Annotated in this window: 26 protein-coding genes; 15 read left to right on the forward strand and 11 right to left on the reverse strand. The window is 73.8% G+C overall.

The features are described from left to right. The first annotated feature begins 20 nt into the window (after positions 1–20). Positions 21–626, forward strand: coding sequence for a dephospho-CoA kinase (coaE, locus tag ACZ6K0_RS30785; protein ID WP_469228212.1), 606 nt, complete (start codon positions 21–23; stop codon positions 624–626). Positions 627–703: 77 nt separating this feature from the next. Then, positions 704–1,072 carry a tetratricopeptide repeat protein gene (locus tag ACZ6K0_RS30790; protein ID WP_376395126.1) on the forward strand — a complete coding sequence of 123 codons (369 nt, stop codon included), beginning with the start codon at positions 704–706 and terminating at the stop codon, positions 1,070–1,072. Between the two features lie 107 nt (positions 1,073–1,179). Here the strand turns inward: ACZ6K0_RS30790 and ACZ6K0_RS30795 are convergent, their stop codons facing one another. Together ACZ6K0_RS30795 and ACZ6K0_RS30800 are read right to left on the reverse strand one after the other, a co-directional pair. Further along, positions 1,180–1,449 (reverse strand): DUF6343 family protein, encoded by a 270-nt coding sequence (locus ACZ6K0_RS30795; protein WP_376395123.1) that lies wholly within the window; start codon positions 1,447–1,449, stop codon positions 1,180–1,182. Between the two features lie 97 nt (positions 1,450–1,546). After that, positions 1,547–1,882, reverse strand: coding sequence for a hypothetical protein (locus ACZ6K0_RS30800; RefSeq protein WP_376395120.1), 336 nt, complete (start codon positions 1,880–1,882; stop codon positions 1,547–1,549). Positions 1,883–2,122: 240 nt separating this feature from the next. Here ACZ6K0_RS30800 and ACZ6K0_RS30805 point away from each other — a divergent pair, with 240 nt between their 5' ends. The 3 genes from ACZ6K0_RS30805 (at position 2,123) to ACZ6K0_RS30815 (ending at position 7,267) form a co-directional block, all read left to right on the forward strand. Then, positions 2,123–5,017 carry a DEAD/DEAH box helicase gene (locus ACZ6K0_RS30805; protein WP_469228210.1) on the forward strand — a complete coding sequence of 965 codons (2,895 nt, stop codon included), beginning with the start codon at positions 2,123–2,125 and terminating at the stop codon, positions 5,015–5,017. Continuing rightward, entirely contained in the window at positions 5,014–6,315 is a 1,302-nt protein-coding gene (locus ACZ6K0_RS30810; RefSeq protein ID WP_469228208.1) for an SWIM zinc finger family protein, read from the forward strand. The genes ACZ6K0_RS30805 and ACZ6K0_RS30810 overlap by 4 nt, the downstream gene beginning before the upstream one ends. A 139-nt stretch (positions 6,316–6,454) precedes the next feature. Beyond that, positions 6,455–7,267 carry a chaplin gene (locus tag ACZ6K0_RS30815; protein ID WP_469228206.1) on the forward strand — a complete coding sequence of 271 codons (813 nt, stop codon included), beginning with the start codon at positions 6,455–6,457 and terminating at the stop codon, positions 7,265–7,267. A gap of 92 nt (positions 7,268–7,359) precedes the next feature. On the opposite strand, the gene ACZ6K0_RS30820 is transcribed toward ACZ6K0_RS30815, so the two are convergent. The 3 genes from ACZ6K0_RS30820 to ACZ6K0_RS30830 form a co-directional block, all read right to left on the reverse strand. Further along, entirely contained in the window at positions 7,360–8,040 is a 681-nt protein-coding gene (locus tag ACZ6K0_RS30820) for a DUF2293 domain-containing protein (protein ID WP_469228204.1), read from the reverse strand. A gap of 25 nt (positions 8,041–8,065) precedes the next feature. Continuing rightward, on the reverse strand, positions 8,066–8,524 hold the full coding sequence (locus tag ACZ6K0_RS30825; RefSeq protein ID WP_376395106.1) for a hypothetical protein: 459 nt from the start codon (positions 8,522–8,524) through the stop codon (positions 8,066–8,068). 68 nt (positions 8,525–8,592) lie between these two features. After that, complete coding sequence (locus ACZ6K0_RS30830) at positions 8,593–9,804, reverse strand: pyridoxal phosphate-dependent aminotransferase (protein ID WP_376395103.1); 1,212 nt, start codon at positions 9,802–9,804, stop codon at positions 8,593–8,595. 91 nt (positions 9,805–9,895) lie between these two features. Between ACZ6K0_RS30830 and ACZ6K0_RS30835 the strand changes: the two genes are divergently transcribed. Next, complete coding sequence (locus ACZ6K0_RS30835; RefSeq protein WP_469228202.1) at positions 9,896–10,537, forward strand: winged helix-turn-helix transcriptional regulator; 642 nt, start codon at positions 9,896–9,898, stop codon at positions 10,535–10,537. 99 nt (positions 10,538–10,636) lie between these two features. Next, positions 10,637–11,131, forward strand: a complete 495-nt coding sequence (locus ACZ6K0_RS30840) for a cupin domain-containing protein (protein ID WP_376395097.1) — start codon at positions 10,637–10,639, stop codon at positions 11,129–11,131. On the opposite strand, the gene ACZ6K0_RS30845 is transcribed toward ACZ6K0_RS30840, so the two are convergent. Both ACZ6K0_RS30845 and ACZ6K0_RS30850 read right to left on the reverse strand, forming a co-directional pair. Continuing rightward, a complete protein-coding gene (locus tag ACZ6K0_RS30845; RefSeq protein WP_469228200.1) occupies positions 11,065–11,472 on the reverse strand; it encodes a MerR family transcriptional regulator in 408 nt (135 codons plus the stop codon). The two genes, ACZ6K0_RS30840 and ACZ6K0_RS30845, sit on opposite strands and share 67 nt — an antisense overlap. A gap of 26 nt (positions 11,473–11,498) precedes the next feature. Then, positions 11,499–12,251 (reverse strand): SDR family NAD(P)-dependent oxidoreductase, encoded by a 753-nt coding sequence (locus ACZ6K0_RS30850; RefSeq protein ID WP_469228198.1) that lies wholly within the window; start codon positions 12,249–12,251, stop codon positions 11,499–11,501. 95 nt (positions 12,252–12,346) lie between these two features. On the opposite strand from ACZ6K0_RS30850, the gene ACZ6K0_RS30855 reads away from it, so the two are divergent. Next, positions 12,347–12,991 carry a nucleoside/nucleotide kinase family protein gene (locus ACZ6K0_RS30855; RefSeq protein WP_469228824.1) on the forward strand — a complete coding sequence of 215 codons (645 nt, stop codon included), beginning with the start codon at positions 12,347–12,349 and terminating at the stop codon, positions 12,989–12,991. Positions 12,992–13,076: 85 nt separating this feature from the next. On the opposite strand, the gene ACZ6K0_RS30860 is transcribed toward ACZ6K0_RS30855, so the two are convergent. Then, entirely contained in the window at positions 13,077–14,009 is a 933-nt protein-coding gene (locus tag ACZ6K0_RS30860) for a carbohydrate kinase family protein (protein WP_469228196.1), read from the reverse strand. Then, positions 14,006–15,025 (reverse strand): pseudouridine-5'-phosphate glycosidase, encoded by a 1,020-nt coding sequence (locus ACZ6K0_RS30865; RefSeq protein ID WP_469228194.1) that lies wholly within the window; start codon positions 15,023–15,025, stop codon positions 14,006–14,008. The genes ACZ6K0_RS30860 and ACZ6K0_RS30865 overlap by 4 nt, the downstream gene beginning before the upstream one ends. 281 nt (positions 15,026–15,306) lie before the next feature. Here ACZ6K0_RS30865 and ACZ6K0_RS30870 point away from each other — a divergent pair, with 281 nt between their 5' ends. The 4 genes from ACZ6K0_RS30870 (at position 15,307) to ACZ6K0_RS30885 (ending at position 19,676) form a co-directional block, all read left to right on the forward strand. After that, positions 15,307–15,663, forward strand: coding sequence for a cupin domain-containing protein (locus tag ACZ6K0_RS30870; RefSeq protein WP_329624093.1), 357 nt, complete (start codon positions 15,307–15,309; stop codon positions 15,661–15,663). 279 nt (positions 15,664–15,942) lie between these two features. Continuing rightward, positions 15,943–17,313, forward strand: coding sequence for a discoidin domain-containing protein (locus tag ACZ6K0_RS30875; RefSeq protein WP_469228192.1), 1,371 nt, complete (start codon positions 15,943–15,945; stop codon positions 17,311–17,313). Next, positions 17,313–18,674 carry an MFS transporter gene (locus ACZ6K0_RS30880; protein WP_469228189.1) on the forward strand — a complete coding sequence of 454 codons (1,362 nt, stop codon included), beginning with the start codon at positions 17,313–17,315 and terminating at the stop codon, positions 18,672–18,674. Before ACZ6K0_RS30875 ends, ACZ6K0_RS30880 begins: the two co-directional genes overlap by 1 nt. 3 nt (positions 18,675–18,677) lie before the next feature. Next, complete coding sequence (locus tag ACZ6K0_RS30885) at positions 18,678–19,676, forward strand: TolB-like translocation protein (RefSeq protein ID WP_376395076.1); 999 nt, start codon at positions 18,678–18,680, stop codon at positions 19,674–19,676. Between the two features lie 35 nt (positions 19,677–19,711). On the opposite strand, the gene ACZ6K0_RS30890 is transcribed toward ACZ6K0_RS30885, so the two are convergent. Next, on the reverse strand, positions 19,712–21,004 hold the full coding sequence (locus ACZ6K0_RS30890; protein ID WP_469228187.1) for an MFS transporter: 1,293 nt from the start codon (positions 21,002–21,004) through the stop codon (positions 19,712–19,714). A gap of 152 nt (positions 21,005–21,156) precedes the next feature. Beyond that, positions 21,157–21,723 carry a methylated-DNA--[protein]-cysteine S-methyltransferase gene (locus tag ACZ6K0_RS30895; RefSeq protein WP_376395071.1) on the reverse strand — a complete coding sequence of 189 codons (567 nt, stop codon included), beginning with the start codon at positions 21,721–21,723 and terminating at the stop codon, positions 21,157–21,159. A 241-nt stretch (positions 21,724–21,964) separates the two neighbouring features. Between ACZ6K0_RS30895 and ACZ6K0_RS30900 the strand changes: the two genes are divergently transcribed. From ACZ6K0_RS30900 to ACZ6K0_RS30910, 3 genes are all read left to right on the forward strand, one after another. After that, entirely contained in the window at positions 21,965–22,864 is a 900-nt protein-coding gene (locus ACZ6K0_RS30900; RefSeq protein WP_376395068.1) for an MHYT domain-containing protein, read from the forward strand. A gap of 82 nt (positions 22,865–22,946) precedes the next feature. After that, positions 22,947–25,082: an excinuclease ABC subunit UvrB gene (gene uvrB / locus ACZ6K0_RS30905; RefSeq protein WP_376395065.1), complete on the forward strand. Its 2,136-nt coding sequence runs from the start codon at positions 22,947–22,949 to the stop codon at positions 25,080–25,082. 139 nt (positions 25,083–25,221) lie between these two features. Further along, on the forward strand, positions 25,222–25,800 hold the full coding sequence (locus tag ACZ6K0_RS30910; protein ID WP_376395062.1) for a TerD family protein: 579 nt from the start codon (positions 25,222–25,224) through the stop codon (positions 25,798–25,800). Positions 25,801–25,848: the final 48 nt, after the last annotated feature.

Here is a 25,848-nt window from a genome sequence, read left to right on the forward strand (position 1 = left end):
CAGGCCCTAAGCTGCCGCTCATGCTGAAGGTGGGCCTGACCGGCGGGATCGGCGCCGGCAAGAGCGAAGTGTCGCGGCTGCTCGTCTCGTACGGAGCCGTGCTGATCGACGCGGACCGGATCGCGCGCGAGGTCGTCGAACCCGGGACACCGGGGCTCGCCGCCGTCGTGGCGGCCTTCGGGGACGGCGTCCTGACCGAGGGCGGGACGCTCGACCGGCCGAAGCTCGGCTCCATCGTGTTCGCCGACGCCGACCGGCTGGCCACCCTGAACTCCATCGTGCACCCCCTGGTCGGGGCCCGGTCGGCCGAGCTGGAGAGTCTGGCGGGCGCCGGAGACGTCGTCGTCCACGACGTACCCCTGCTCACCGAGAACGGGCTGGCACCGCTGTACGACCTGGTCGTGGTCGTCGACGCGTCCCCCGAGACCCAGCTCGACCGGCTCGTACGCCTCCGGGGCATGGACGAGTCCGAGGCCCGGGCCCGGATGACCGCCCAGGCCGCGCGCGCTCAGCGGCTGGCCATCGCGGACCTCGTGATCGACAACGACGGTCCGCTGGAGGCGCTGGAACCGCAGGTGCGGAAGGTCTGGGACGAGCTGGAGCGCCGGGCCGCCTCCCCGGCCTGAGGCCTCCCCGGGCACCGAGGCGGAATGCCGCCGCCGGGTTCGGTGTTCCTTCACCTCATCGAGGGAAGGATGCCATCGTGGCCGACAGGAACCCGGAAACACACGTCATCGACTTCCGCGCCGCCGAGCACCTGCTGGCCGCGCGGGACCCGCGTGGCGCCGTGAAGCTGCTGGACTCGGTGATCGCCGCCCATCCCGAGAACACGGCGGCGCGCCTGCTGCGGGCCCGGGCGTTCTTCGCCGCCGCGCAGCTCCGCCCGGCGCAGCTGGAATTCGAGCTGGTCCTGGAGCGGGAGCCGGACAACGCGTTCGCCCACTTCGCGCTGGCCCGCACCTTCGAGCGCTCCGGGCAGACCGCCCAGGCCACCCGGCACTTCCGGCTCGCCGCCGCACTCGACCCGAAGCCGGAGTACCTCCAGGCGGCGGGATTCGACACGCGGCACTGAAGGCACGGCGGCACTGACGGCACGCGGTGCTGAAGGCCCGCGGCACTGAAGGCCCGCCGCACTGACGACTCCCGGAACCGGCGGCGGGCGCGACCGACGGCCGTCGTTCAGCGGCCCGTGCCGCCGTGGTCGGGCTCGTAGGGCGGGACGTCCCGGCCGGGCTGCCAGTGCGGGCCCTGATGGAGGTGGCGCACCACCATCGTCAGGTCGACCATGACCACCAGGAGCAGCACTCCGCAGGCCGCGGCCCAGCCCGGGCGGCCCACCAGCGAGAACACGGTCGTGCCGAAGACGGCCCAGAGCAGCCCCCACACACTGAGCCAGAAGCGCAGTCGCAGGGCACTGCGCGCGGTGGCCGGCTCGTTCCCGGAACGCATGGCGACCCCTCCCTTCGGGGCACCTGTCCTTCTTCCAGCATGGACCTGCGGCGGGGGAGGGGGAAGGGGCCGGGGGCCGGGGAGCGCTGCCGGGTGTCTAGTGGACGACGCTGTAGCTGCGCCAGGGCAGGTGGCCGGGCACGATGCCGTCGCTGGTGTTGATGGGGAGGTAGATGGAGTCCTTCCCCTTACAGTCCCGGGTCCGGTACAGCACGATGTCGGTCAGGCTCTCGTTCGCGACGTGGGTGGCACCGGACGGCGCCAGGCGGTGGCAGCCGTTCACCGAGGGGCTGGTCACGCTCACCGCCACATCGCGTTCCGTGACGTAGGCGATCGGGCCCACGGTGGTGCGGCCGAGGCCGGAGCAGCCGGCGACCGCGAGAGTGAGCAGGACGGCTCCGGAGGCCGTCGTGAGACGCCGTCGAACGGACATGGCGCATCCTCTTCTGTCGTGCGAGGGCGGCGGCCGGCAGCACCCCGCTTCCACCCCTGGTCCAGGCCACCATGCCGCCTGCCGGACCGCGTGGCATCCGCTGATGGGCCGCCCGGGGGAACGGCCCTGGGGGCCGTTGTCAGACCCCACCCGTAAGGTCGGAGTTCCAGGAGGAGAGCCGGGCGGAGAACCCGTCGGAATCCGTCGGAATCTGTCGCACCGCGGGAGGAGAGCAGAGCCGTGACGCACAGCTGGACCACCGGCGCCGCCGTCTTCCTGCCTGCCGCCCTGCCGCGCGAGGGCCGCGTCGCCTTCTGGGCCCCCGACGGGAGCGCCCTGCCGGACCTCGCCGCGCCCGGCGGCGGCCCCGCGCCCACCGAGGGCGGTCCGGCCGCGCCCGACGGCCCGGAGCGCGTCGAGCTGACCGTCGTCCGGCGGCACGGAAGCGGGGCCCGCACCCGGGTGGTGCCCGCCGTCACCCTCCCCGTCGCCGCCGCCCTGCCCCTTCTCGTCGCGGCCCGCCACCACCCGGCCGCGCACCCCGCCACCGCCTGCTGGGGAGCCGCCGCCCTGCACGCCCTGCAGCTGGTCGCCAGGGGTCGGCTGCTGCCCGGGCTCACCGCCGACGACCTGGACGCCTGGCGGGCCGGCCCGCTGGACGCCGACGACATCGCCCACCTGCGGGCCGTCGCCGCGGCCATGCCGTACGAGGCGCACGCCGTGCCCGTCCCCGGACCCGGCCCCCTGCGGCTGCCCGAGCCCGAGGCGCTCGTGCGCGCCTTCCTCGACGCGGTCGCCGACACCCTGCCGCGCACCCCGGCCGCCGCCCACGCGGTCGGGGCGCCGTTCGCGGCCCGCGAGCCGCAGCACCTGCCCCGCGCGCGTGCCTGGGCCGCGGAGGCCGCCGCCGGGATGGACGCGGGCGTACGGGTCTCGCTCCGCCTCGACCTGTCGGGATACGAACTCTTCGACATCGCCGACACCGCCCACGGGGAGGAGGGCGGTGCCGACCGCCAGGCCGCCGCCGCGATCCTCCAGATCCACAGCCTCGCCGACCCGACCCTCGTCATCGACGCCCTGGCCCTGTGGGCGGGGGACGGCGAGCAGTTCGGGCCGCGCGCCCGGATCGACGCGGTCCTCGCCCTGCGCCGGGCCGCCCGCGTCTGGCCCCCGCTGGCCCGGCTCCTGGAGCGGGACGTGCCCGACGTCCTCGCCGTCACCGAGGACGAGCTGTACGAGCTCCTCGGCCCCGCGGCGGCCCGCCTCGCCGACGCCGGGGTCGCCGTGCACTGGCCGCGCGAGCTCGCCCGCTCGCTGAGCGCCTCCGCCGTCGTCCGCCCCGCGCTCTCCGCGCCCGGCTCCGCGACCGACGGCACCGCCTTCTTCGACAGCGAGGAGCTCCTGCGGTTCAACTGGCAGCTGGCCCTCGACGGCGATCCCCTCACCGAGCGCGAGATGGACCTCCTCGCCGAGGCCCACCGGCCCGTCGTACGCCTCCGCGACCAGTGGGTCGTCATCGACCCCGACCTCGTCCGCAAGGCCCGCAAGCGCGAACTGGGCCTGCTGGAACCGGTCGACGCCCTCGCCGTCGCCCTCACCGGCACCGCGGAGGTCGACGGCGAGACCGTCCCCGCCGTCCCCGTCGGGGCGCTCGCCGCCCTCCGGGACCGGCTCATGGCCGGCCCCGAGGCCGTACAGGCCCCGGCCGGCCTGACCGCCACCCTCCGCGACTACCAGCTCCGCGGCCTCGCCTGGCTGGACCTGATGACCTCGCTCGGCCTCGGCGGCTGCCTCGCCGACGACATGGGCCTCGGCAAGACCGTCACGCTCATCGCCCTCCACCTGCGCCGCGCCCGCCGCGCCCCCACCCTCGTCGTCTGCCCGGCGTCCCTCCTCGGCAACTGGCAGCGGGAGATCGAGAAGTTCGCGCCCGGCACGCCGGTGTGCCGCTTCCACGGCACCGACCGGGACCTCGACGGAATGGACGGCGGCTTCGTCCTCACCACCTACGGCACCCTGCGCACCAGCGCCGCCCGGCTCGCCGCGCGGGACTGGGGCATGGTCGTCGCCGACGAGGCGCAGCACGTCAAGAACCCGTTCTCCGCGACCGCGAAGGCGCTGCGCGAGATCCCCGCACCCGCCAGGGTCGCCCTCACCGGCACCCCCGTGGAGAACAACCTCTCCGAGCTGTGGGCGCTCCTCGACTGGACGACCCCCGGTCTCCTCGGACCGCTCAAGGCCTTCCGCGCCCGCCACGCCCGGGCCGTGGAGAACAACGAGGAGATCGAGCACGCGGAGGCCGTCGAGCGCCTCGCCCGGCTCGTACGGCCCTTCCTGCTGCGCCGCCGCAAGTCCGACCCCGGGATCGTCCCCGAGCTGCCGCCCAAGACCGAGTCCGACCATCCCGTGGCCCTCACCCGGGAACAGGCCTCGCTCTACGAGGCCGTCGTCCGCGAGACCATGGCGCAGATCGAGGCAGCCGAGGGCATGGCCCGCCGAGGGCTCGTCATGAAGCTGCTGACCTCCCTCAAGCAGATCTGCAACCACCCCGCGCAGTACCTCAAGGAGGAAGCGCCGCGCGGCAGCGGCACCGCCCGGCTCGCGGGCCGCTCCGGCAAGCTCGCCCTGCTCGACGAGCTCCTCGACACGATCCTCGCCGAGGACGGGTCCGTGCTCGTCTTCACCCAGTACGTGTCGATGGCCAGGCTCCTCGCCGACCACCTGGCCGCGCGCGGCATCCAGGCCCAACTGCTTCACGGCGGCACGCCGGTGGCCGAGCGCGAGCGGATGGTCGACCGCTTCCAGGCCGGTGAGATCCCCGTCTTCCTGCTCTCCCTCAAGGCCGCGGGCACCGGCCTCAACCTGACCCGGGCCGGCCACGTCGTGCACTACGACCGCTGGTGGAACCCGGCGGTCGAGGAGCAGGCCACCGACCGGGCGTACCGGATCGGCCAGACCCAGCCGGTGCAGGTCCACCGCCTCGTGGCCGAGGGCACGGTCGAGGACCGCATCGCCGAGATGCTGCGCGCCAAGCGGGCCCTGGCCGACGCCGTCCTCGGCTCCGGCGAGGCCGCCCTGACCGAACTGACCGACCGCGAGCTGGCCGACCTGGTGTCCCTGAGGAGGTCCTCGTGAACCACCCGCGCTCCGCCCGCGGGGCCCTGCCCCGCCACGACGACCGCCGCCGCAGCTTCCCGCAGGTCGCGCCCCGCGAGGCGCCCGACGGGCGGTTCGCCGCGACCTGGTGGGGCAACGCCTGGGTCGAGGCGCTGGAGGACACCGCCCTCGACCCGGCGCGCCTCGCGCGCGGGAAGGCGTACGCCGGGCGCGGCCACGTCGACGCGATCACCGTCACCCCCGGCCGGGTCGTCGCCTACGTCCACGGCAGCCGGCCCCGCCCGTACCGCACCGAGATCCGGATGCGGACCCTCGGCGACGACGGCTGGGAGCGGTTCCTCGACGAGGCCACCGCCCGCCCCGATCACATCGCCGCCCTCCTCGACAAGGACGTGCCGCACGCCCTGGAGGCCGTCACCGGCCTGCTGCCCGCACCGGGGGACCTCGTCCCCGACTGCTCCTGCCCGGACGACGGTTACCCCTGCAAGCACGCCGCCGCCCTCTGCTACCAGGCGGCGAGGCTCCTCGACGAGGACCCGTTCGTCCTCTTCCTGATGCGCGGCCGCGGCGAGCAGGAGCTGCTCGCGGACCTCACCCGGCGCAACGCGGCCCGGTCGGCCGCCGAGACGACGGCCGCCGCGCCGCCGATGCCCACGGTCCCCGCCCGCGCCGCGCTCGCCGCGACGGCGCCCGGCGCGTCCGGTGTGCCGGGGGCCCCCGGTGCGGGGCTTCCGCCGCTGCCCCGGCCGCTGTCGCTCCCCGACCGGCCGGGCCGTCCGGCCGTCTTCCCGCCCGATCCCGAAGCCCCCGATCCACTCGCCCTCGACCTCCTGGCGAGCGAGGCCGCGGTCCGCGCCCACACCTTCCTCGCCACCGGACACGACCCGGTCGCCGCGCTCACCCCCTGGCAGGACGCGGTCCGGCTGGCCGCCGCGCACCCCGGTTCGGGACTCACCGCCTCGACCCGCGCGCTCTACCGCGACCTGGCCTACGCGCTGGACCGCACGCCCACGGACCTCGCCCGGGCCGTCGCCGCCTGGCGGCAGGGCGGCGCCGCCGGACTCGCCGTCCTGGAGGAGCCCTGGGACCCGCCGGCGGGTCCGTTCGACCGGGCCAGGCCCGCGCTGCTCGCCGCCGGCTTCCCGGCCTTCCGGCCCTGGCGCAACCGGCTCTCGACGGAGTCCCTCCAGCTCCGGCTGGGCCGGGACGGCCTCTGGTACGGCTACGAGTCGGACGGGGGACGCGAGGACTGGTGGCCGCGCGGCGAACCCGATCAGGACCCGGTCGGTGCCCTCACCGATCTGCTGGGCGGGTGAGGGGACGGCGGACCGACACTCGAACGGCACCCCACTCGAAGGAGTGAATCACGCCAACGGCCGGATCCGGCACGCACGTTTGTCGCGTTGATTCCGGTACGGGCACTTGCCCGTGTACACCTCCGGAAGGCAGGAAGCCATGAGGCAGATTCGCCGAAGTGGTCTGGCCACACTGATGGTCACGGGTGGGGCGCTCGCGCTCTCGGCGGGCGCCGCGCACGCCGACGCCGATGCCCAGGGCGCCGCGGTCGGTTCGCCGGGAGTGATCTCCGGCAATACGGTCCAGCTGCCCGTCCACGTGCCGGTCAACGTCTGTGGCAACACGGTCAACGTCATCGGGCTGCTCAACCCGGCGGCCGGCAACAGCTGTGCCAACAAGTCGGCCGCGCCCGAGCCCGGCGGCTACGGCGAGGAGGACGGCGGCGGCCGGTCGCACAAGGACCTGCCCGGCACTCCGCGCGGCGGCGAGCAGGGCGGCTCCCACGGGGGCGGCTCCTCCGACGGCGGTTCCTCCAACGGCGGTGGCGCCTCGGCCGAGACGCACACCCAGGGTTCCCCCGGCATCCTCTCCGGCAACGGCATCCAGCTGCCGATCGACCTCCCCGTGAACGTCGTCGGGAACTCGGTCAACGTCGTCGGCATCGGCAACCCGGCCGTCGGCAACACCGGGGTCAACGGCCCCGCCAAGCCCGCGCAGCCGATCGAGAAGCCGACGCCGCGTCCGCAGACGCCCGTCAAGAACGTGCCGGGTCCGCGTGCCGAGGAGACCGTGAAGCCCGCCCCCGCGCCCGTACCCGCCCCGGCCCACGCGCCGCAGGGCGAGTCCGAGTCGGTCGCGCTGGCCTCCACGGGTTCGGACACCGTCGGCTACGCCGCCGCGGGGAGCGCCGCGCTGCTGCTCGGCGGCGCCCTGATGTACCGCCGCGCCCGCCGTGCCGGAGACCAGGCCTGACGGTCTCCTCCCTCCCGTCGGGGACCGGACCCGAGGGCCGTCGGCCTTCGCGCCCCGACCGACGCGGCTGACCCCCGAGCCGTCAGCCGCGTCTACCGGACGCGCCGTTCCTCGGCGCCGTCCCGCCAGGCCCGGAGCACCGTCTCGATGGCGGGGGCGACCCTCGTCCGGGCCTGGTGCCGGGGGACCCCCTGCATCAGCAGGGTGTCGTACGGGGTGTCGACATGCCGTACGGAGGCGCGTACGGCGGCGGTGACGGCGCCCCGGTCGAGCGACCGGCCCGCGGCCGTGCGCCCCACGCGCCCGCTGCCCTTCGCCGACGCGTGCTCGGAGATCTCCGTGGCCCGGTCGTCCGGACAGGACGGGAAGAGGCGGAGGATCTCGGCCCGCAGCGTCGCCGTGACCTCGGCGTCGAGCGTCGCGCGCCGCGCCGCGTCCCGGGCCCGCCGCCTGGCCCGCGCCTCCGCGTCCGCCAGGCAGGCCGCCTCCGCCCGTGCCAGGGCGGCCTCTTCGACGAGCAGGCCCTGACGCTCGTACCGCGTACGGCGCCGGTTGTGCCGGACGACCACGGCCCAGAGCGTGCTGCTCTCCCGGGCGCGCCGGGTGAGCGCCGTGTCGCCCCGGCGCAGGAACACCAGGTGTCCGAGATCGGCGCAGTCCAGACAGACCGGCGAGTTGAACTCGACGATCATCCGCTCCAGCGGCCCCTGGCGGCACTCCGAGCAGCGGCGACGCTTGAGCGGTTCGACGACGACGGGTGCGACGAGGTCCATGGCCGGTCCTCCCTCGGGTCGTTCCTCAGCGGACGCCGGGCGCGGCTGCGGCGATGAACGTGGCGAGCGCTTCCTTCGCCTGCTCCGAGCGGCGGGCCCGGTCCGCCTCGTCGACCGCCTCGTGCATGCAATGGGAGTCCACGAAGGCCGCCTCGGCCAACTGGCGGACCTCCGGGTCGTCGCACACCAACTGGACGCGGAAGAGGGCCTGTCGGGCGGCGGTGCGCTGCCGGTAGGAGGCGTGGCGGGACTCCTCTGCCGCCTCCGAGCCGGGGTGCTGGAGAGCCCGGAACCAGCGGTCGTTCTGGCTGTGCCGGTAGTCGACGACCGCGCCGGCGAAGGCGCTGTAGGTGGCGATCCGTTCCTGGCGGAGCTGTTCGGTGCGGGCGAGCGCGGCCGTGCGCTCGGTGGCCCGCCCCTGGAACCAGTGTGTGAAGACGGCACCCAACAGGGTTCCCGCCACGGCTATCAGCGCCGCATCCATGACCCGCCGCCCTCCCCATCCCCTCGGCGTTCGGACCCGTAGATCATGACAGCCGAGGGGGCGGGACGTCACTGCCGGTAGCTGCTCAGGAAGCGGCCGATGCGGCTGATGGCGGCGTCGAGGTCGTCGGCGTACGGCAGGGTCAGGATGCGGAAGTGGTCCGGGCGCGGCCAGTTGAAGCCCGTGCCCTGGACGACCTGGATCTTCTCCCGCAGGAGCAGGTCGAGGACGAACTTCTCGTCGTCGTGGATCTTGTGCACGGCGGGGTCGAGGCGCGGGAAGGCGTACAGCGCACCCTTGGGCTTCACGCAGGAGACGCCGGGGATCTCGTTGAGCTTCTCCCAGGCCCGGTCGCGCTGTTCGAGGAGCCGCCCGCCGGGGGCGGTGAGCTCGTGGATCGACTGCCGGCCGCCGAGCGCGGCCTGGATGGCGTACTGGGCGGGGGCGTTGGGGCAGAGCCGCATGGAGGCCAGCATGGTGAGGCCCTCCAGGTAGTTCCTGGCCTGCTGCTTCGGCCCGCTGACGACCAGCCAGCCGGAGCGGAAGCCCGCCACCCGGTACGTCTTGGAGAGTCCGCCGAAGGTGAGGACGACCAGGTCCTGGGCGAGGGAGGCGGCGGGGTAGTGGACGGCCTCGTCGTAGACGATCTGGTCGTAGATCTCGTCGGCGAAGACCATCAGGCCGTGGCGGCGGGCGAGATCGAGGATGCCCTCGACGATCTCCTTCGGGTAGACCGCCCCGGTGGGGTTGTTGGGGTTGATGATGACGACGGCCCGGGTCCGGTCGGTGATCTTCGACGCCATGTCGTCGAGGTCCGGGTACCAGTCGGCCGACTCGTCGCAGAGGTAGTGCACCGCCTTGCCGCCCGCGAGGGTGGTGACCGCCGTCCAGAGGGGGAAGTCGGGGGCGGGGATCAGGACTTGGTCGCCGTCCTCCAGGAGCGCCTGGACGGCCATGGAGACCAGCTCCGACACGCCGTTGCCCAGGAAGACGTCGTCGACGTCGACCTCGGGCAGGCCCATGGCCTGGTAGCGCTGGGCGACGGCGCGGCGGGCCGAGAGGATGCCGCGCGAGTCCGTGTAGCCATGGGCCTTCGGGAGCATCCGGATCATGTCCTGGACGATCTCCTCGGGTGCCTCGAACCCGAAGAGCGCCGGGTTTCCGGTGTTGAGGCGCAGGACGCTGTGGCCCGCCTCCTCCAGCGCGTTGGCGTGCTCGATCACCGGGCCGCGGATCTCGTAGCAGACCTCGCTCAGCTTGCTCGACTGCCGGAACTCCATGTCCGACCTCCCCAGGTCCCCGGAATCAGTGATGCTTGGTTTTACCAAGTTCGAGCTTGGAAAGTCCAACAACATGTCTAGACTGCGTCGCATGCCACGTCAGCCACGCCGCCGCAGCTACGACCAGCACTGCGCCGCAGCGCGCGCCCTCGACCTCGTCGGCGACCGCTGGACCCTGCTCGTCGTCCGCGAACTCCTCGCCGGGCCGCGCCGCTACACCGACCTCCACGCCGACCTGCCCGGCGTCAGCACGGACATGCTCGCCGGCCGCCTCAAGGACATGGAGAGCACCGGACTCGTCACCCGCCGCCGACTGCCCCCGCCCGCCTCGGCCTCCGTCTACGAACTCACCCCGCGCGGCCGGGACCTGCTGCCCGTCCTGCGCTCGCTCGCCGCGTGGGGAGCGCCCGACCTGGGCGAACCGCGGCCGACCGACGCCGTCCGCGCGCACTGGTACGCGATCCCGCTCCTCGGCCCGCTCGCGGAGCTGGGTGGGGGAGTCGTCCAGGTGACCCTGGACGAGGGGGAGTTCCACGTACGGATCGACGGCGACGGCGGTGTGCAGTACGGGGACGGGGTGTACGAAGGCGGCGGTGCGGCGGGTGGTGGTCCCGACGCCTGGCTGCGGACCGACGCGGCGACCTGCCGGGCCCTCGCGGAAGGGGAGTTGACGCTCGCCGGGGCGATCGAGTCGGGGCGCGCCGCCCTCGAACGGCCCACCCGCGTTCCTTGATCAAATCCCTGTCCGAGACCCAGCGCTTCCGGATAGCGTGTGGCCGTTTCGGCGGCCGTCGAACGGACGGCCGCTCCACGGACTCGGAGAGGAATCGTCATGGGGCTGGGGCAAGAGATACGTGAGGCGGGGCGCGGCGCGCGCCTGCGCAGAACCCTCCTCGTCGCGGGCGCGGTCGCCGCGGTGGCGGTCGTACCGTCCGCCGCGCTGGCCACGCCCGGCAGCGGCGTCACCGGAACCGTGCTCGCCAAGGGCACCTCGGACGGCAAGCTGAAGATCACGCCCCCCAAGGGCGACACCGACGTGGTCGTCCGCACCATCACCCTCGCCCCCGGCGGCTCCACGGGCTGGCACCACCACCCCGGACAGCTCGTCGCCGTCGTCCAGGCCGGCACGCTCACCCGCACCCTCGACGACTGCTCGGTCGAAGTGACCCCGACGGGCCGGGCGTTCATCGAGCCCTCGGGCGGGAAGCACGTCCACATCGGCCGCAACCTCGGCACCGAGCCGGTCGTCCTGTACGTGACCTACCTGCTGCCGAAGGGGGCGCCGCTCTCGGTCGACGAACCGGCTCCCGCCTGCGCCCAGGGCTGAGCGCCCGCCAGGGACGCCGCGAGCCGGTCCCGGGCCGCCGTCTGCGCAGCGATCCGCGCGTCGATGACGGCCAGCCGCTCGCGGGCGATCTCCAGCCCGCGGGCGGACGGCGGGGCCGACGCGACGTCCCCGTCGAGGCACGAGCGGAACGCCGACACGTCGTCCAGCGTGAGCCCGGCGTCCAGCAGGTACCGGATGTTCGACACGCGCGCGACGGCCCCTTCCCCGTACACCCGGTACCCGTTGTCCGCACGGGCCGAGGTGATCAGCCCCGCCTGCTCGTAGTGGCGCAGCGCGCGGGGCGACACCCCTGTCCGCCGGGCCAGTTCACCGATGCGCAAGGACGCCACCTCCTCGCGCAGTCGTATCACGTGACCAGCGCGCCCCCGTCGACGGGCAGGACCGTGCCGGTCAGGAAGCCGGCGTCGGGCGCGGCGAGCAGGGTGATCGCCCGGGCGACCTCCTCGGGCCTGCCGATGCGGCCGAGCGGGGTGTGGGCGAGCTGCCACGCCCGCAGTGACGCCAACCGCTCGGGGGAGAGCCCCATGTGCTCGGCGATCGGGGTCTCGATCGCGCCCGGCGCGACGGCCACCACGCGGACGCCGGCGGGCGCGAGCTCCAGCGCCCAGCAGCGGGTCAGGGTCTCCAGGGCGCTCTTCGTCGCCGGATACACGGAGTTGGCCGGCCAGCCGCGCTGCCCGATCGCCGTCGACACGTTCACGACCACGCCCCGGGAGTCCTTGAGCGCGGGGACGGCGGCCTGGGTGAGGAGGACCGGGGCGACGAGGTTGGTCTCCAGGAGCGGGGTGATCACCGAGCGGTCGAGGGTGCCGAGCGGGCCGCCGAGGGAGATCCCGGCGTTGTTGACGAGGACGTCGAGTCGGCCGTGCGCGGTCACCGCCGCTTCGACGATCTCCTCGGCGGCCCCCTCCGCCGTCACGTCCGCGACGAACGGGCGGATCCCGGGGTGCCCCTCGGCGGCCTCGCACAGCGGCTCCTCCCTGCGGCCGACGGCGACGACCGTCGCCCCCTGCCCGGCGAAGGCGCGCGCGGTGGCCCGGCCGATGCCGGTGCCCGCGCCGGTGACGACGACGACCCTGGTGGGTGTGATGGTGTCCATGAATCCGATGGTCGAACAGTGACGCCAGTGACAAGGTCAAGCCGGGGCGGGGGCAACGCGCCGGGACGAGGGAAGCGGCGGGCAGGATGAGTGGGATGCGATACGAGGCGATCACCTGGGAACGGCTGGCCGGCACGCTCGCCGGGCACCTTGACGCGGCCACGCCCGGCGACGGCGGGCCATGGCTCAAGGTCGGCATCGACGGGCCGCCCGCCGCACCCGGCGACGAGCTCGCCGGGCTCCTCGCCGAGGCGCTCCGGGCGCGCGGGCGAGCCGTCCACGTGGCCGGGACCGGCGGCTTCCTGCGCCCGGCTTCGCTCCGGTACGAGTACGGGAAGCGGGACCCCGACGCGTACTACGACGGGTGGACCGACATCGGGGCCCTGTGGCGCGAGGTCTTCGCCCCGCTGGAACCCGGCGGCACCGGACGCGTGCTGCCCGACCTGTGGGACCCGGCCACGGACCGGGCGACCCGCAGCCCGTACGTGACACTGCCGCCCGGCGGGGTGCTGCTGCTCCACGGGCCGTTCCTCCTCGGCCACTGGTTCCCCTTCGACCTCACCGTGCACCTGCGGCTCTCGGCCGCCGCCCTCGCCCGGCGCACCGAGGAATCCTGGACGCTGCCCGCCTTCGCCCGGTACGAGAGGGAGGTCGGCCCCGCCGCGACCGCCGACGCCGTCGTCCGCGCCGACGACCCGCGGCACCCGGCCTGGACAGGGCTGGGCGGCGTGGAGAGTTAGGGGCTGCCCGGCGGATCATGGCCGGGGTTGCGGGGCCCCGGCGGATCATGGCCGGGGGCGCGGGGCCTGATCCGCCGGACAGGCCCTAGGGAGCCGTTTCGGGGGCGGGACCCGGGGGTCTGCCTCCCACGACGGTGACCGCCTCCGCGCCCGCGCGGCACCCCGCCTCCGCGGCCTTCACCGCGTCCGCGCCCGCGAGCCGGGCCGCCAGGAACGCCCCGGTGAACGCGTCGCCCGCGCCCGTCGAGTCCACCCGTCGCTCCGGCGGCACCGGGGGCGCGGCCATTCGCGCCGTGACCGCGCCGTCCTCGGCGACCAGCGCGCCCGCCGCTCCGAGGGTGACCACGACCAGCGGATGGCGCCGGCTCAGCGCCGCGGCCGCCGCCTCCGGTTCACGGCCCCCGGCCAGGAGCCGGGCCTCGTCGGCGTTGGGCAGCAGCACGTCGGCGCCCGCCGTCGCCGCCAGGAACCGGTCCACCCCCAGCTCCGCGAGGAAGCCCGCGGAGGCCGGGTCCACACTCACCGGAACGCCCGCCTCCCGCGCGTCCCGCAGTGCCCGCCGGGCCGTCTCGCGGCTCGTCGGGGCGAAGAACAGATAGCCGGACAGGTGCAGCGCGGCCACGCCGTCGAGCAGGCCGGCGGTCCAGTCGGCGGGGGAGAGGCGCAGCGCGGCGCCGCTGTCCGTGAGGAAGGTCCGCTCGGCCGAGGCGTCGACGAGCGCGATCACGGTGGCCGTCGCCGCCTCCGCGTCCGCGACGAGGAGCGGGTGCACCCCCGCCCGTCGCAGCGCGCGCTCGTGCCAGTCCGCCGCGTCCGTCCCGACCCGGCCGAGCAGCCGTACCTCCCCGCATCCGGAGCGGACCGCCCAGCAGGCCGCGTTGGCCCCGGCGCCGCCCGGGAGGGTGCGGATCTCCGCCGCCGTGTCCGTCGCGGGCGCGAGGGGCGTCCGGTGCCGGGCGACGACGTCCGTCACCACGTCCCCGACGACCAGCAGCGCGCCGCGCCCCCGCCGCCTCACCGGCCGCCCGCGCCGGCCGCTTCCGTGCCGCCCGGCCCCGTGTCGGCCGCGTCGAGGTCGCCCGCCCCCGTGCCGCTCGCCCCTGTGCCGCCCGCCCCCTTGTCCGGCGCCCCCGCGCCGTACGCCGTCGCGATCCGGGCCGCGAGCCGCACGTTGCCCCGTACCGCCGCGAGGTTCGCCTCCAGGGACGCCCCTTCCGTGTGCACCGTCAGGTAGTCGAGCAGGAACGGCGTCACCGCCTGCCCCGTGATCGCCTTCTCCTTCGCCGCCGCCAGGCCCTGCGCGAGGACCCGGTCGTGGAGGGCGGGGTCCAACTGCTCCGTCTCCGGCACCGGGTTGGCCACGACGAGCGCCGCACGCGGCCCGCCGAGCGCGTCCTGGGCCCGTATGACCACCGCCACCTCCTCCGGGGTCCGCAGGGTCCAGTCGACGGGCTCGCCCGAGGAGGACAGGTAGAACCCGGGGAAGTGCTCCGTGCCGTACCCGACGACCGTCACCCCCAGGGTCTCCAGACGCTGCAACGTCGCCGGCACGTCGAGGATCGACTTCACCCCCGCGCACACCACCGTGATCCCGACTCCGGCGAGCAGCCGCAGGTCGGCCGATTCGTCCTGGGTCTCGCTCCAGCCGCGGTGCACACCGCCGAGGCCGCCGGTCGCGAACACCCGCAGGCCCGCCGCGTCCGCGAGCCACGCCGTCGCCGAGACCGTCGTCGCGCCCGTCACCCCGGCCGCCAGGGCCGGGGCCAGATCGCGGTGGCCCAGCTTCCGCACCGACGGGTCCTCGGCGATCCGGGTCAGGGCCGTCCGGTCCAGGCCCACCCGGGCGGTGCCGTCGATCACGGCGACGGTGGCGGGGACGGCGCCCCCGGCCCGTACGAGCTCCTCCAGCTCCAGGGCCACGGCGAGGTTGCGCGGGCGGGGCAGACCGTGGGCGATGATCGTCGATTCCAGCGCGACGACGGGACGGCCCTCGTGGAGCGCCTCCCGTACCTCTTCGGACACCTGTGTGGACATGTCCCATTCCTGGCGCGACCACGGGCCCCGCAAACCTCGGTGGCGAGCTCCTGCCACACGGTGTGCGGCCCCGGGTGCGGCTGCGGAATCCGTGACGGCGGATCCGCTCCTGCGGCGGAGCGCCGTCGCGGGCCCCGGCGCGCCTTGCCGGGAGCGTGGTGCGGAATCCGTCGCCGTCGCCGTATTCGGGTAAGTCGCCTGGTAGGGGCCGAAGCGGAGTAATCTATTCCACCCGATCCCGGTCCTCGGGCCGCTCCGGACCCCCGCTACAGTCACCGCCCATGACGACACATGACGTGCCTTCCTTCGCCGTGCACATCCCCGACGCGGAGCTTGAGGCCGACCCCCTCGACCCCGCCCAGATCGTCTCCGGCACGCCCGAGGTGACGGGCAAGGTGCTGTGGGAGTCCGCCGACGGCAAGCAGGTGCGCGGCATCTGGCAGATCACCCCCGGCGTCGTCACCGACACCGAGGCCAACGAGCTCTTCGTGGTGGTCAGCGGACGCGCGACCGTCGCCGTCGAGGGCGGGGAGACGCTGGAGATCGGCCCCGGCGACGCCTGCGTGCTGCGCGAGGGCGACCGGACGACCTGGACCGTGCACGAGACCCTGCGCAAGGCGTACCACATCAGTCTCTGAAGCCTCTGAGGTCTCTGAGGCTCGCTCTCACCGGCTCCGAAATCGGCGGGAGCCGTGGGGAGTTGAAGGTCTGGTAGGAAACCTTCCTATCGGCTAGCATCCCGGCCAGCGGCTTGGCGCGGCGCCCGTCCCCCCGGGCGTGACGCGCTCAGCGAGAGCTCTGACCCGGCCGCCGAGCACCGCCCCGCCGCGTGGCGCCCGAATCGCCACGCGGCCGGGCCGGCGTGCTCCGCACCGGTGTCCAGCTCTCGCCGACCCCTCAGGCCAGGGAGCCCAGGTATGCGCCTGTACGCCTCCACACCACCGCGCAGCACCCCCATCACCAGCCCCACCACCCCCCTCACCACCACCCGTCTGACCCTCGTCCTCACCGCCGTCCTGCTGCTCGTCGGCGGACTCCTCCTCGCCCACCCGGACCGGGCCGGCGCCGCCGCCGACTCCCTGATCTCCCAGGGCCGGCCGGCCACCGCCTCCTCCGTCGAGGACGGCACGTTCGGCCCGGAGAAGGCCTTCGACGGCGTCTCCACCACCCGCTGGGCCAGCGCCGAGGGCTCCGACCCCCAGTGGATCCGGGTCGACCTCGGCTCCTCGGCCACCGTCTCCCGCGTCCGCCTCGTCTGGGAGGCCGCCTACGCCAAGGCCTACCGCGTCGAGATCTCCGAGGACGGCACCACCTGGACCCGCCTCGCCACCGAGACCGCCGGGAACGGCGCCACGGACGACTGGACCGGACTCACCGGCAAGGGCCGTCACCTGCGTGTCTACGGGACCGCGCGCGGCACCTCGTACGGCTACTCCCTCTTCGCCGTGGAGGTGTACGGCACGACCGGCACCACGCCCCCGCCCACCGGCGCCTTCACCGTCGTCGCGGCCGGGGACATCGCCGCCCAGTGCACGGCCTCCAGCAGCTCCTGCGCCCACCCCAAGACGGCGGCCCTGGCGCAGCGGATCGCCCCGTCCTTCTACCTGACGATGGGTGACAACCAGTACGACGACGCCCTGATCTCCGACTTCCGGGCCTACTACGACAAGACGTGGGGCGTCTTCAAGGCGAAGACCCGGCCGGTGCCCGGCAACCACGAGACCTACGACCCGGCCGGCTCCCTCGCCGGCTACAAGGCGTACTTCGGCGCCATCGCCTACCCCCAGGGCAAGCCCTACTACAGCTACGACCAGGGCAACTGGCACTTCGTCGCCCTCGACTCCAACTCCTTCGACGACCCCGCGCAGATCCAGTGGCTCAAGGACGACCTCGCGCGGAACACCAAGGGCTGCCTCGCCGCCTACTTCCACCACCCCCTGTACTCCTCCGGCGGCCACGGCAACGACCCCGTCTCCCGGCCGGTCTGGCAGATCCTGTACGGCGCCAAGGCCGACCTCGTGCTCAACGGACACGACCACCACTACGAGCGGTTCGCCCCGCAGGACCCGAACGGGCGCGCCACCGCCGACGGCATCGTCGAGATCGTCGGCGGCATGGGCGGCGCCGAGCCCTACGCCATCGAGACGGTCCAGCCGAACAGCCAGAAGCGGATCAGCGGCCCGTACGGGGTGCTGAAACTGGACCTCACCGACACCACCTACACCTGGCAGTACGTCGGCACCGACGACCAGGTCAAGGACTCCGGCCCGACCTACACCTGCCACTGATGTACCTCGCGACCACCGGTCGCCGCGGCGCGCCGCCCGCCCCCTCGCGGGGCAGGCGGCGCGTCCCCGGCACCGTCCTCGCGCTCGGCGCGGTCAGCCTGGTCACCGACGTCTCCTCGGAGATGGTGACCGCCGTGCTGCCGCTCTACCTCGTCGTCGGACTCGGCCTCTCCCCGCTCCAGTTCGGACTGCTCGACGGGGTCTCCACCGGCGCCACCGCGCTCGTCCGGATCATCGGCGGCGCCACCGCCGACCGCGGAGGCCGCCACAAGCAGGTCGCGGGGCTCGGCTACGCCCTCTCGGCCTGCTCCCGGCTCGGCCTCCTCCTCGCGGGCGGCTCGGCCGGCGGGATCGCCGCCGCGCTCGCCGCCGACCGGCTCGGCAAGGGCGTCCGCACGGCTCCGCGCGACGCGCTCATCACCCTGCACAGCCCGCCCGAGGAGCTGGGCCGCGCCTTCGGCACCCACCGGGCCATGGACACCACCGGGGCCCTCCTCGGTCCGCTGGCCGCCTTCGCCCTGCTGTGGGCCACGGCCGAGGCGTACGAGGCGGTCTTCGCCGTCAGCTTCTGCGTCGGGGTCTTCGGCGTCCTGCTGTGGGTGCTGCTGGTCCCGGGGAGGCGACGTGCGGAGGGGCGGCGACGTGTGGCGGGGCCGGGGCCGTCGTCGAAGGCGCCGGGCCTCCGGGCCGCCGCCGAGGTCGATGCCGCCGATGCCGCGCCACGCGCGCGTGGCGGGGTCTTTTCCGTGCTGCGCTCGCCCGCGTACCGGCGGATCCTCCTCTGCGCCGCCGTGCTCGGTGCCGCCACCGTCGGCGACGCCTTCCTGTACCTGCTGCTCCAGCGACGGCTCGAACTCGACGCCACCTGGTTCCCGTTCCTGCCGCTGGGCGCCGCCGGCGTCTATCTGCTGCTCGCCGTCCCGGCGGGCCGCCTCGCCGACCGCGTCGGGCGCCGCCGGCCGCTCCTGTACGGGCACGGGGCGCTGCTCCTCGCGTACGGCCTGCTCCTCGCCCCCGTACCGGACGCCCTCCTCCTCGGGGGCGTCCTCGTGCTGATCGGCACCTTTTACGCGGCCACCGACGGCGTCCTGATGGCCCTGACCGGGCCCTTCCTCGCCGAGGGGCGCCAGGCGGGCGGCCTCGCGCTCGTCCAGACCGCGCAGGCGCTGGCCCGGCTCGGCGCCGCCGTCGCGTTCGGTGCCGTCTGGACGGCGAGCGGTCCGCAGGCGGCACTCGTGGCCGCGCTTCTGGCCCTCGCCGCTGCCCTGTGCTGCGCCACCCGCGTCCTGCCCGCCGAGAGCCCCCTGCCCGCCGACCGGCTCCTGCTCCCTGCCTCGTCCACGACCCTCCGAGAGGACTGACCCATGCCCGCCGTGACCGATGTCCGCCTGTCCCGCCCCGCGCGCGTGTGGATCCTCGTCCTCGCCCTCCTCCTGCTCGGCGGCGGCGCCACCGCCTACACCCTCCGGGCGGCCTCGGGGCGGCAGACCGGGGCCGTCGGGTCCTCGGTGGCCGGCTTCACCCTCGACGGGGGCCGCCCCGGCACGCTCCACGTCCGGGACACCGCGACCGGGCGCGTCGCGCGCGTGGACCCGTCCGCGCCCGGCGGCCGGGTGGCGGGCGGACCCGCCTGCGACCGGTTCCACGCGGCCGGCCCCACCGTCCTCTGCCTCGTGCGCCGGCCGGGCGTCCCGGCCCGCTCGTACGTCCTGGTGCTCGACCGCCGGCTGCGCGAGGTGCGCCGCATCGCGCTGCCGGGCATCCCCAGCCGCGCCCGGGTCTCCGCCTCCGGGCAGATGCTCGCCTGGACGATGTTCGCGACGGGCGACTCCTACGCGCGCTCGTCCTTCTCCACCCGCACGTCCATCCTCGATCTGCGCACCGGCTACCTGGTGAAGAACATCGAGCAGATCCCGCTCACCCTCGGCGGACGCCGGTACCACGCCCCCGACGTCAACTACTGGGGCGTCTCCTTCGCCGCCGACGACAACCGCTTCTACGCCACCGTCTCGACGGACGGGCGCACCCACCTCGTCGAGGGCGACATGAGGAACTGGTCCGCCCGGGCGCTGCGGGAGAACGTCGAATGCCCGTCGCTCTCCCCGGACGGGACCCGCGTCGCCTTCAAGAAGCGCGTCTCCGAAGGCCCGCGCGAGCCGTGGCGGCTGTACGTGTACGACCTGCGCTCCGGGCGCGAGCACGCCGTCGCCGAGCGGCGCGGCATCGACGACCAGGCCCTGTGGACGGACCCGGAGACCCTCGCGTACGGATACGGGGGAGCGGTCTGGTCCGTACCGGCCGACGGGACGGGGGCACCGCGTCGGCTGGCGCCCGGGGCGACCTCCCCGGCGGTGCCGCGCTGAGGGCGACGCCCGCCCGGTCCGCCGGGCCCGCCGGGTCAGGCCTTCCGGAGGGCGCCGCGGACCGCGAGCGCCGCCATCGGCAGCAGCAGGCAGGCGGCGATCGCGTTGAGCGGCCCGTAACCCGCCTGCGAGACGATCAGGCCCGCCGCGAGTCCGCCGACTCCGGCGGCCGTGTTCATGACGAAGTCGGAGAGGCCCTGGACGGCGGCACGCGCGGCCTGCGGCACCGAGTCGGTGAGCAGCGCGGAACCGGACACCAGCCCGGCGGACCAGCCGAGGCCGAGGACGAAGAGGCCCAGGGCCGTCTGGCCGTGGCTCGGTCCGGCCGTGCCCGCGATGAGCGCCGCCACGGCGATGAGCCCGACGGCGAGCCCGATCACCGCAAGGCGGCCCAGCCGGTCGGACAGCCAGCCCATCAGGGGCGAGAAGGCGTACATGCCCGCGATGTGGCCGCTGATGACGAGACCGATCAGCCGGATGCCCGCGCCGTGGTGGGTCAGCGCCACCGGGGTCATCGACATGATCGAGACCATCGCGGTGTGCGAGGCGGCGACGGTGACGAGGGCGAGCCGGGCCCGCGACGACTCCCGTACGGCCCGCATCCCGGCGCGCAGGGAGCGGCCCTCCGGCTGCTCGCCCGTCCCGGAGTCGGCGAGCGCGCGGGCGGTGAGGAGGGGGTCCGGGCGCAGGAGGAGGGCGACCACGGCCGCCGAGACGACGAAGACGCCCGCGGCCCAGACGAAGGGGCCCGCCGTCGCCGGGATGCCCAGGCCGGACACGCTCTCACCGGCGGGAGCGGCGATGTTCGGTCCGAGCACCGCGCCGATCGTGGTCGCCCACACCACGGTGGAGATGGCCCGGGCCCTGCGGTCGGGCTCGGCGAGGTCGGCGGCGGCGAAGCGGGCCGCCAGGTTGGCCGAGGAGCCGGCGCCGAAGCCGACGAGTCCGACGAGGAGCAGCGGGAAGCTCTCGACGGCCGCGCCGATCACCACCACGACGGCACCCAGCGCCCCGAGCAGATACGCCAGGACCAGCCCCGCCCGGCGGCCTCGCGAGGCCATCAGGGCGGCCAGCGGCATGGCGAGCAGCGCGGGACCGGCCACCGTCGCCGTGGAGGCGAGGCCGGACAGCGCCTCCGTGCCGCTGACGTCCTTGGCCAGGACGGCGGCGAGCGCGACGCCGATGGCGATGCCGAGTCCGCCGAGGATCTGGGTGGCGATGAGGACGGCCTGAATCCGCCGCCGCAGCGCGGGCAGCTCGGCGGCGGTGACGGGAGCGGATATCTCGTCGGGCAGGGTGACGTCAGGGGCGTCGGGGGTGTTGGTCACTTACGTGAGTGTGCCAGCCGTCCCACCCGATGGGAACGCCCCCCAGAGCCTGCCCATGGGACAGGCCACCTGGCCCGCTCCCCTCGGGCTCCGGAGCCTCTCCACGACACAGGCCCCGGCCCGCTCCCCTCGGGCTCCGTCCGGAGCACGCGTCAGAACAGCGGCGCGGGCAGCACACCCTCAAGCGCCAGCAGCTGCCGCTTGGTCTCCAGCCCGCCCCCGAACCCCCCGAGCCCGCCGTCGCTCTCCACCACCCGATGGCACGGCACCACCACCGGCAGCGGATTGGCGCCCATCGCCGCTCCGACCGCCTGCGCCGCGCCGGGCTGCCCCACGCGCCGCGCCAGCTCCCCGTACCCCACGACCGTGCCGTACGGGACGCCGGTCGCCAGCTCGCGCAGCACCTGCCGGTTGAAGCCGGTCGTCAGGCTCCAGTCCAGCGGCAGGTCGAACGCGCGCGGGTCGCCCGCGAAGTACGCGTCGAGCCGGCGTATCGGCTCGGCGAGCAGCCCCGAGGCGCACTCCACCGGCTCCGCCCCGAACCGGCCGGCCAAGCGCTCCAGCATCTGCACCCGCCGCGCCGCGTCGGCGTGGAACTCGACCCGCACCAGACCCCGCCCGGTCGCGGCGAGGAAGAGCGGACCGATGTCGCTCTCCACGACCGACCACTCCACCGCGACGGCCGGCTCTCCGCCCGTCGGCTCCGCTTCGATGTCCATGCCGCCCACGGTACGACCCGCCACTGACAGCCCGACCGGAACAGGCTCCGCCCGGTCACGAGAAGGGCGCCGAGCCGCCGCGCAGATCACGGACCGGTCTCGCTCCGGTCTCACGAGCAGAAATTCCCCGGTCACGTGGTCGTGAGGCTTCCGGCGCGCCATAATCTCGCCCCGGTAGTACTACCCAGCGGTACCGACTGTTTTCGGACGACGTGGCACCAGGGGTGGAGGACACACGCTCATGCAGGGCACGGTCGACGGATTCAGCTACGGCCTCGTCACTCCGGTGGCGGCCTTCATCATGGCCTGCCTCGGCGGCGCCCTCGGTCTGAGGTGCACCACCAGGTCGCTCCGCCACCGTGACAGCTTCAAGGCCGGATGGCTCGCCCTCGGCGCCACCTCCATAGGCACCGGCATCTGGACGATGCACTTCATCGCCATGATGGGCTTCTCGGTCCAGCAGGCGCCCATCAACTACGACCGCCCCATCACCTTCGCCAGCCTGGGCGTCGCCGTCCTCATGGTCGGCATCGGGATCTTCATCGTCGGGTACCGCGGGGCGACCGCCCTCACCCTGGTCACCGGCGGCACGATCACCGGTCTCGGCGTCGCCACGATGCACTACCTCGGCATGGCCGGCATGCGCCTCCACGGCCGCATCGAGTACGACACGCTCACCGTCGCCCTGTCCGTGGTCATCGCCGTCGTGGCCGCCACGGCGGCCCTCTGGGCGGCCGTTTCCGTGCATGGATTTCTGGCCAGTCTCGGTGCGAGCCTGGTGATGGGCGGAGCCGTCAGTGGTATGCACTACACCGCCATGGCGGCCGTCAGCGTCCACCTCCAGGGCGCCCAGGCGCCCGCCGGCACCGGGGACACCGCGACCTCGCTCCTCCTGCCGATGCTGATCGGCCCCGCGGTCTTCCTCATCCTCGCCGCCGTGGTCGTCATGTTCGACCCGCTGCTCGTGATGGGCGACCCGGACTGGCAGCGGCCCGCCGCCCGGAGCGTGCACCGCCCCGGCGTCCCCGCACCGCGCCACGTGCCGTCCTACGGCGAGCCCGCCAACTGGACGGCCCGCCCCGCCGGCCGCGCCGCCCGCAGGAGCGTCCCCCGCGGCGGCCACCGCTCCCAGGACTGGTGACGGGACGCCTTCGGGACACCTCGGGAGGGGGCGGTGAGCCGATCACCGCCCGAGTGTCAGTGCCGGGTCGTACGGTGGTTGCATGCGGCCCGTTTCCAAGATCGAACGTTCGGTGGCGCCTTTCGAGGTCGTCAGCTCCTACCAGCCCAGCGGCGACCAGCCGACGGCCATCGCCGAGCTCGAGCGGCGCATCCGCGCGGGCGAGAAGGACGTCGTGCTCCTCGGCGCCACCGGCACCGGCAAGTCGGCCACCACCGCGTGGATGATCGAGAAGCTCCAGCGCCCCACCCTGGTGATGGCGCCGAACAAGACCCTGGCCGCCCAGCTGGCGAACGAGTTCCGCGAACTCCTGCCGAACAACGCGGTCGAGTACTTCGTCTCGTACTACGACTACTACCAGCCCGAGGCGTACGTCCCCCAGTCGGACACGTACATCGAGAAGGACTCCTCCATCAACGAGGAGGTGGAGCGGCTCCGCCACTCCGCGACGAACTCCCTGCTCACCCGCAGGGACGTCATCGTGGTCGCCTCCGTCTCCTGCATCTACGGCCTCGGCACGCCCCAGGAGTACGTGGACCGGATGGTCCCGCTCAAGGTCGGCGAGGAGATGGACCGCGACCAGCTGCTCCGCCGCTTCGTCGACATCCAGTACACCCGCAACGACCTGGCGTTCACCCGCGGCACCTTCCGGGTCCGCGGCGACACCATCGAGATCTTCCCGGTGTACGAGGAGCTGGCCGTCCGCATCGAGATGTTCGGCGACGAGATCGAGGCCCTCTCCACCCTCCACCCGCTCACCGGCGAGGTCATCAGCGAGGACCGAGAGCTGTACGTCTTCCCCGCCAGCCACTACGTCGCGGGCCCCGAGCGCATGGAGCGCGCGGTCAACGACATCGAGCGCGAGCTGGAGACCCGCCTCGCCGAGCTCGACAAGCAGGGCAAGCACCTGGAGTCCCAGCGCCTGCGCATGCGCACCACGTACGACATCGAGATGATGCGCCAGATCGGCTCCTGCTCCGGCATCGAGAACTACTCGATGCACTTCGACGGCCGCGAGCCCGGCTCCGCGCCGAACACCCTCCTCGACTACTTCCCCGAGGACTTCCTGCTCGTCATCGACGAGTCGCACGTCACCGTGCCGCAGATCGGCGCCATGTACGAGGGCGACGCCTCCCGCAAGCGGACCCTCGTCGACCACGGCTTCCGGCTCCCGTCCGCCCTCGACAACCGCCCGCTGAAGTGGGAGGAGTTCCAGAAGCGGATCGGCCAGACCGTCTACCTCTCGGCGACCCCGGGCACGTACGAACTCTCCCGCGGCGACGGCTTCGTCGAGCAGATCATCCGCCCCACCGGCCTCGTCGACCCCGAGGTCGTCGTCAAGCCGACCGAGGGCCAGATCGACGACCTCGTCCACGAGATCCGGCTGCGCACCGAGAAGGACGAGCGGGTCCTCGTCACCACCCTCACCAAGAAGATGGCCGAGGACCTCACCGACTACTTCCTGGAGCTCGGCATCCAGGTGCGCTACCTCCACAGCGACGTCGACACCCTGCGCCGCATCGAGCTGCTGCGCGAGCTGCGCGCCGGCGAGTACGACGTCCTCGTCGGCATCAACCTCCTCCGGGAAGGCCTCGACCTCCCCGAGGTCTCCCTCGTCGCCATCCTCGACGCCGACAAGCAGGGCTTCCTGCGCTCCGGGACCTCCCTCATCCAGACCATCGGCCGCGCCGCGCGAAACGTCTCGGGCCAGGTCCACATGTACGCGGACCGGATCACCCCGGCGATGGAGCAGGCCATCGACGAGACCAACAGGCGCCGCGAGAAGCAGGTCGCGTACAACACCGCCCACGGCATCGACCCGCAGCCGCTCCGCAAGAAGATCAACGACATCGTCGCGACCATCGCCCGCGAGGAGGTCGACACCGAGGAGCTCCTCGGCAGCGGCTACCGCCAGGGGAAGGACGGAAAGGCCGCCAAGGCACCCGTCCCCTCGCTCGCCGCCCACGGCCCCAAGTCCCGGGGCAAGGCCGGCGGGTCCGGCACGATCGAACTGGGCGACCGGCCCGCCACCGAACTGGCCGCGATCATCGAGGAGATGACCGACCGGATGCGCGCCGCCGCCGCCGAGCTGCAGTTCGAGGTCGCGGCCCGGCTCCGCGACGAAGTGGGAGAGCTGAAGAAGGAGTTGCGCCAGATGAAGGAGGCGGGCATCGCCTGACCGGAGGCGGTCCGGTGTGTTGCAAGACCGACACAAATCCGGACCGCGGTTCTGCGGTGTCAGTACCTCTGCGTAGGGTGCTGGACAACCGCACGCACCGGACAGCGGGCGCGGGGAACGCAACGAGAGGGGCAAGCGCGTGACGGTCAACATGACCAAGGGTCAGGCCATCAGCCTGGAGAAGCAGGGCGGGGGCAGCCTCAGCCAGGTGCGGATGGGGCTCGGCTGGCAGGCGGCACCGCGCCGCGGTCTCTTCGGCAAGCGCACCCAGGAGATCGACCTGGACGCCTCGGCCGTCCTCTTCGCGGACAAGCAGCCGGTCGACGTGGTCTTCTTCCGGCACCTGGTCAGCGACGACGGCTCGGTCAAGCACACCGGTGACAACCTCGTCGGCGGCGCGGGCCAGGGCGGGGACGACGAGGCGATCCTCGTCGACCTCCAGCGGGTCCCGGTCCACATCGACACGATCGTCTTCACTGTGAACTCCTTCACCGGTCAGACGTTCCAGGAGGTGCAGAACGCCTTCTGTCGGATCGTCGACGAGACGAACGGCCAGGAGCTCGCGCGCTACACCCTCGACGGCGGCGGCAACTACACCGCGCAGATCATGGCGAAGGTGCACCGGGTCGGCTCCGGCTGGCAGATGACCGCCCTGGGCAACGCGGCCAACGGCCGTACGTTCCAGGACCTGATGCCCGCGATCCTGCCGCACCTGTAGGCAGGCCCGCGCAGGACGCACTCACAGCTCCCGGAGGCAGCAGGTCAC

The organism is Streptomyces sp. NPDC042346 (assembly GCF_055581845.1).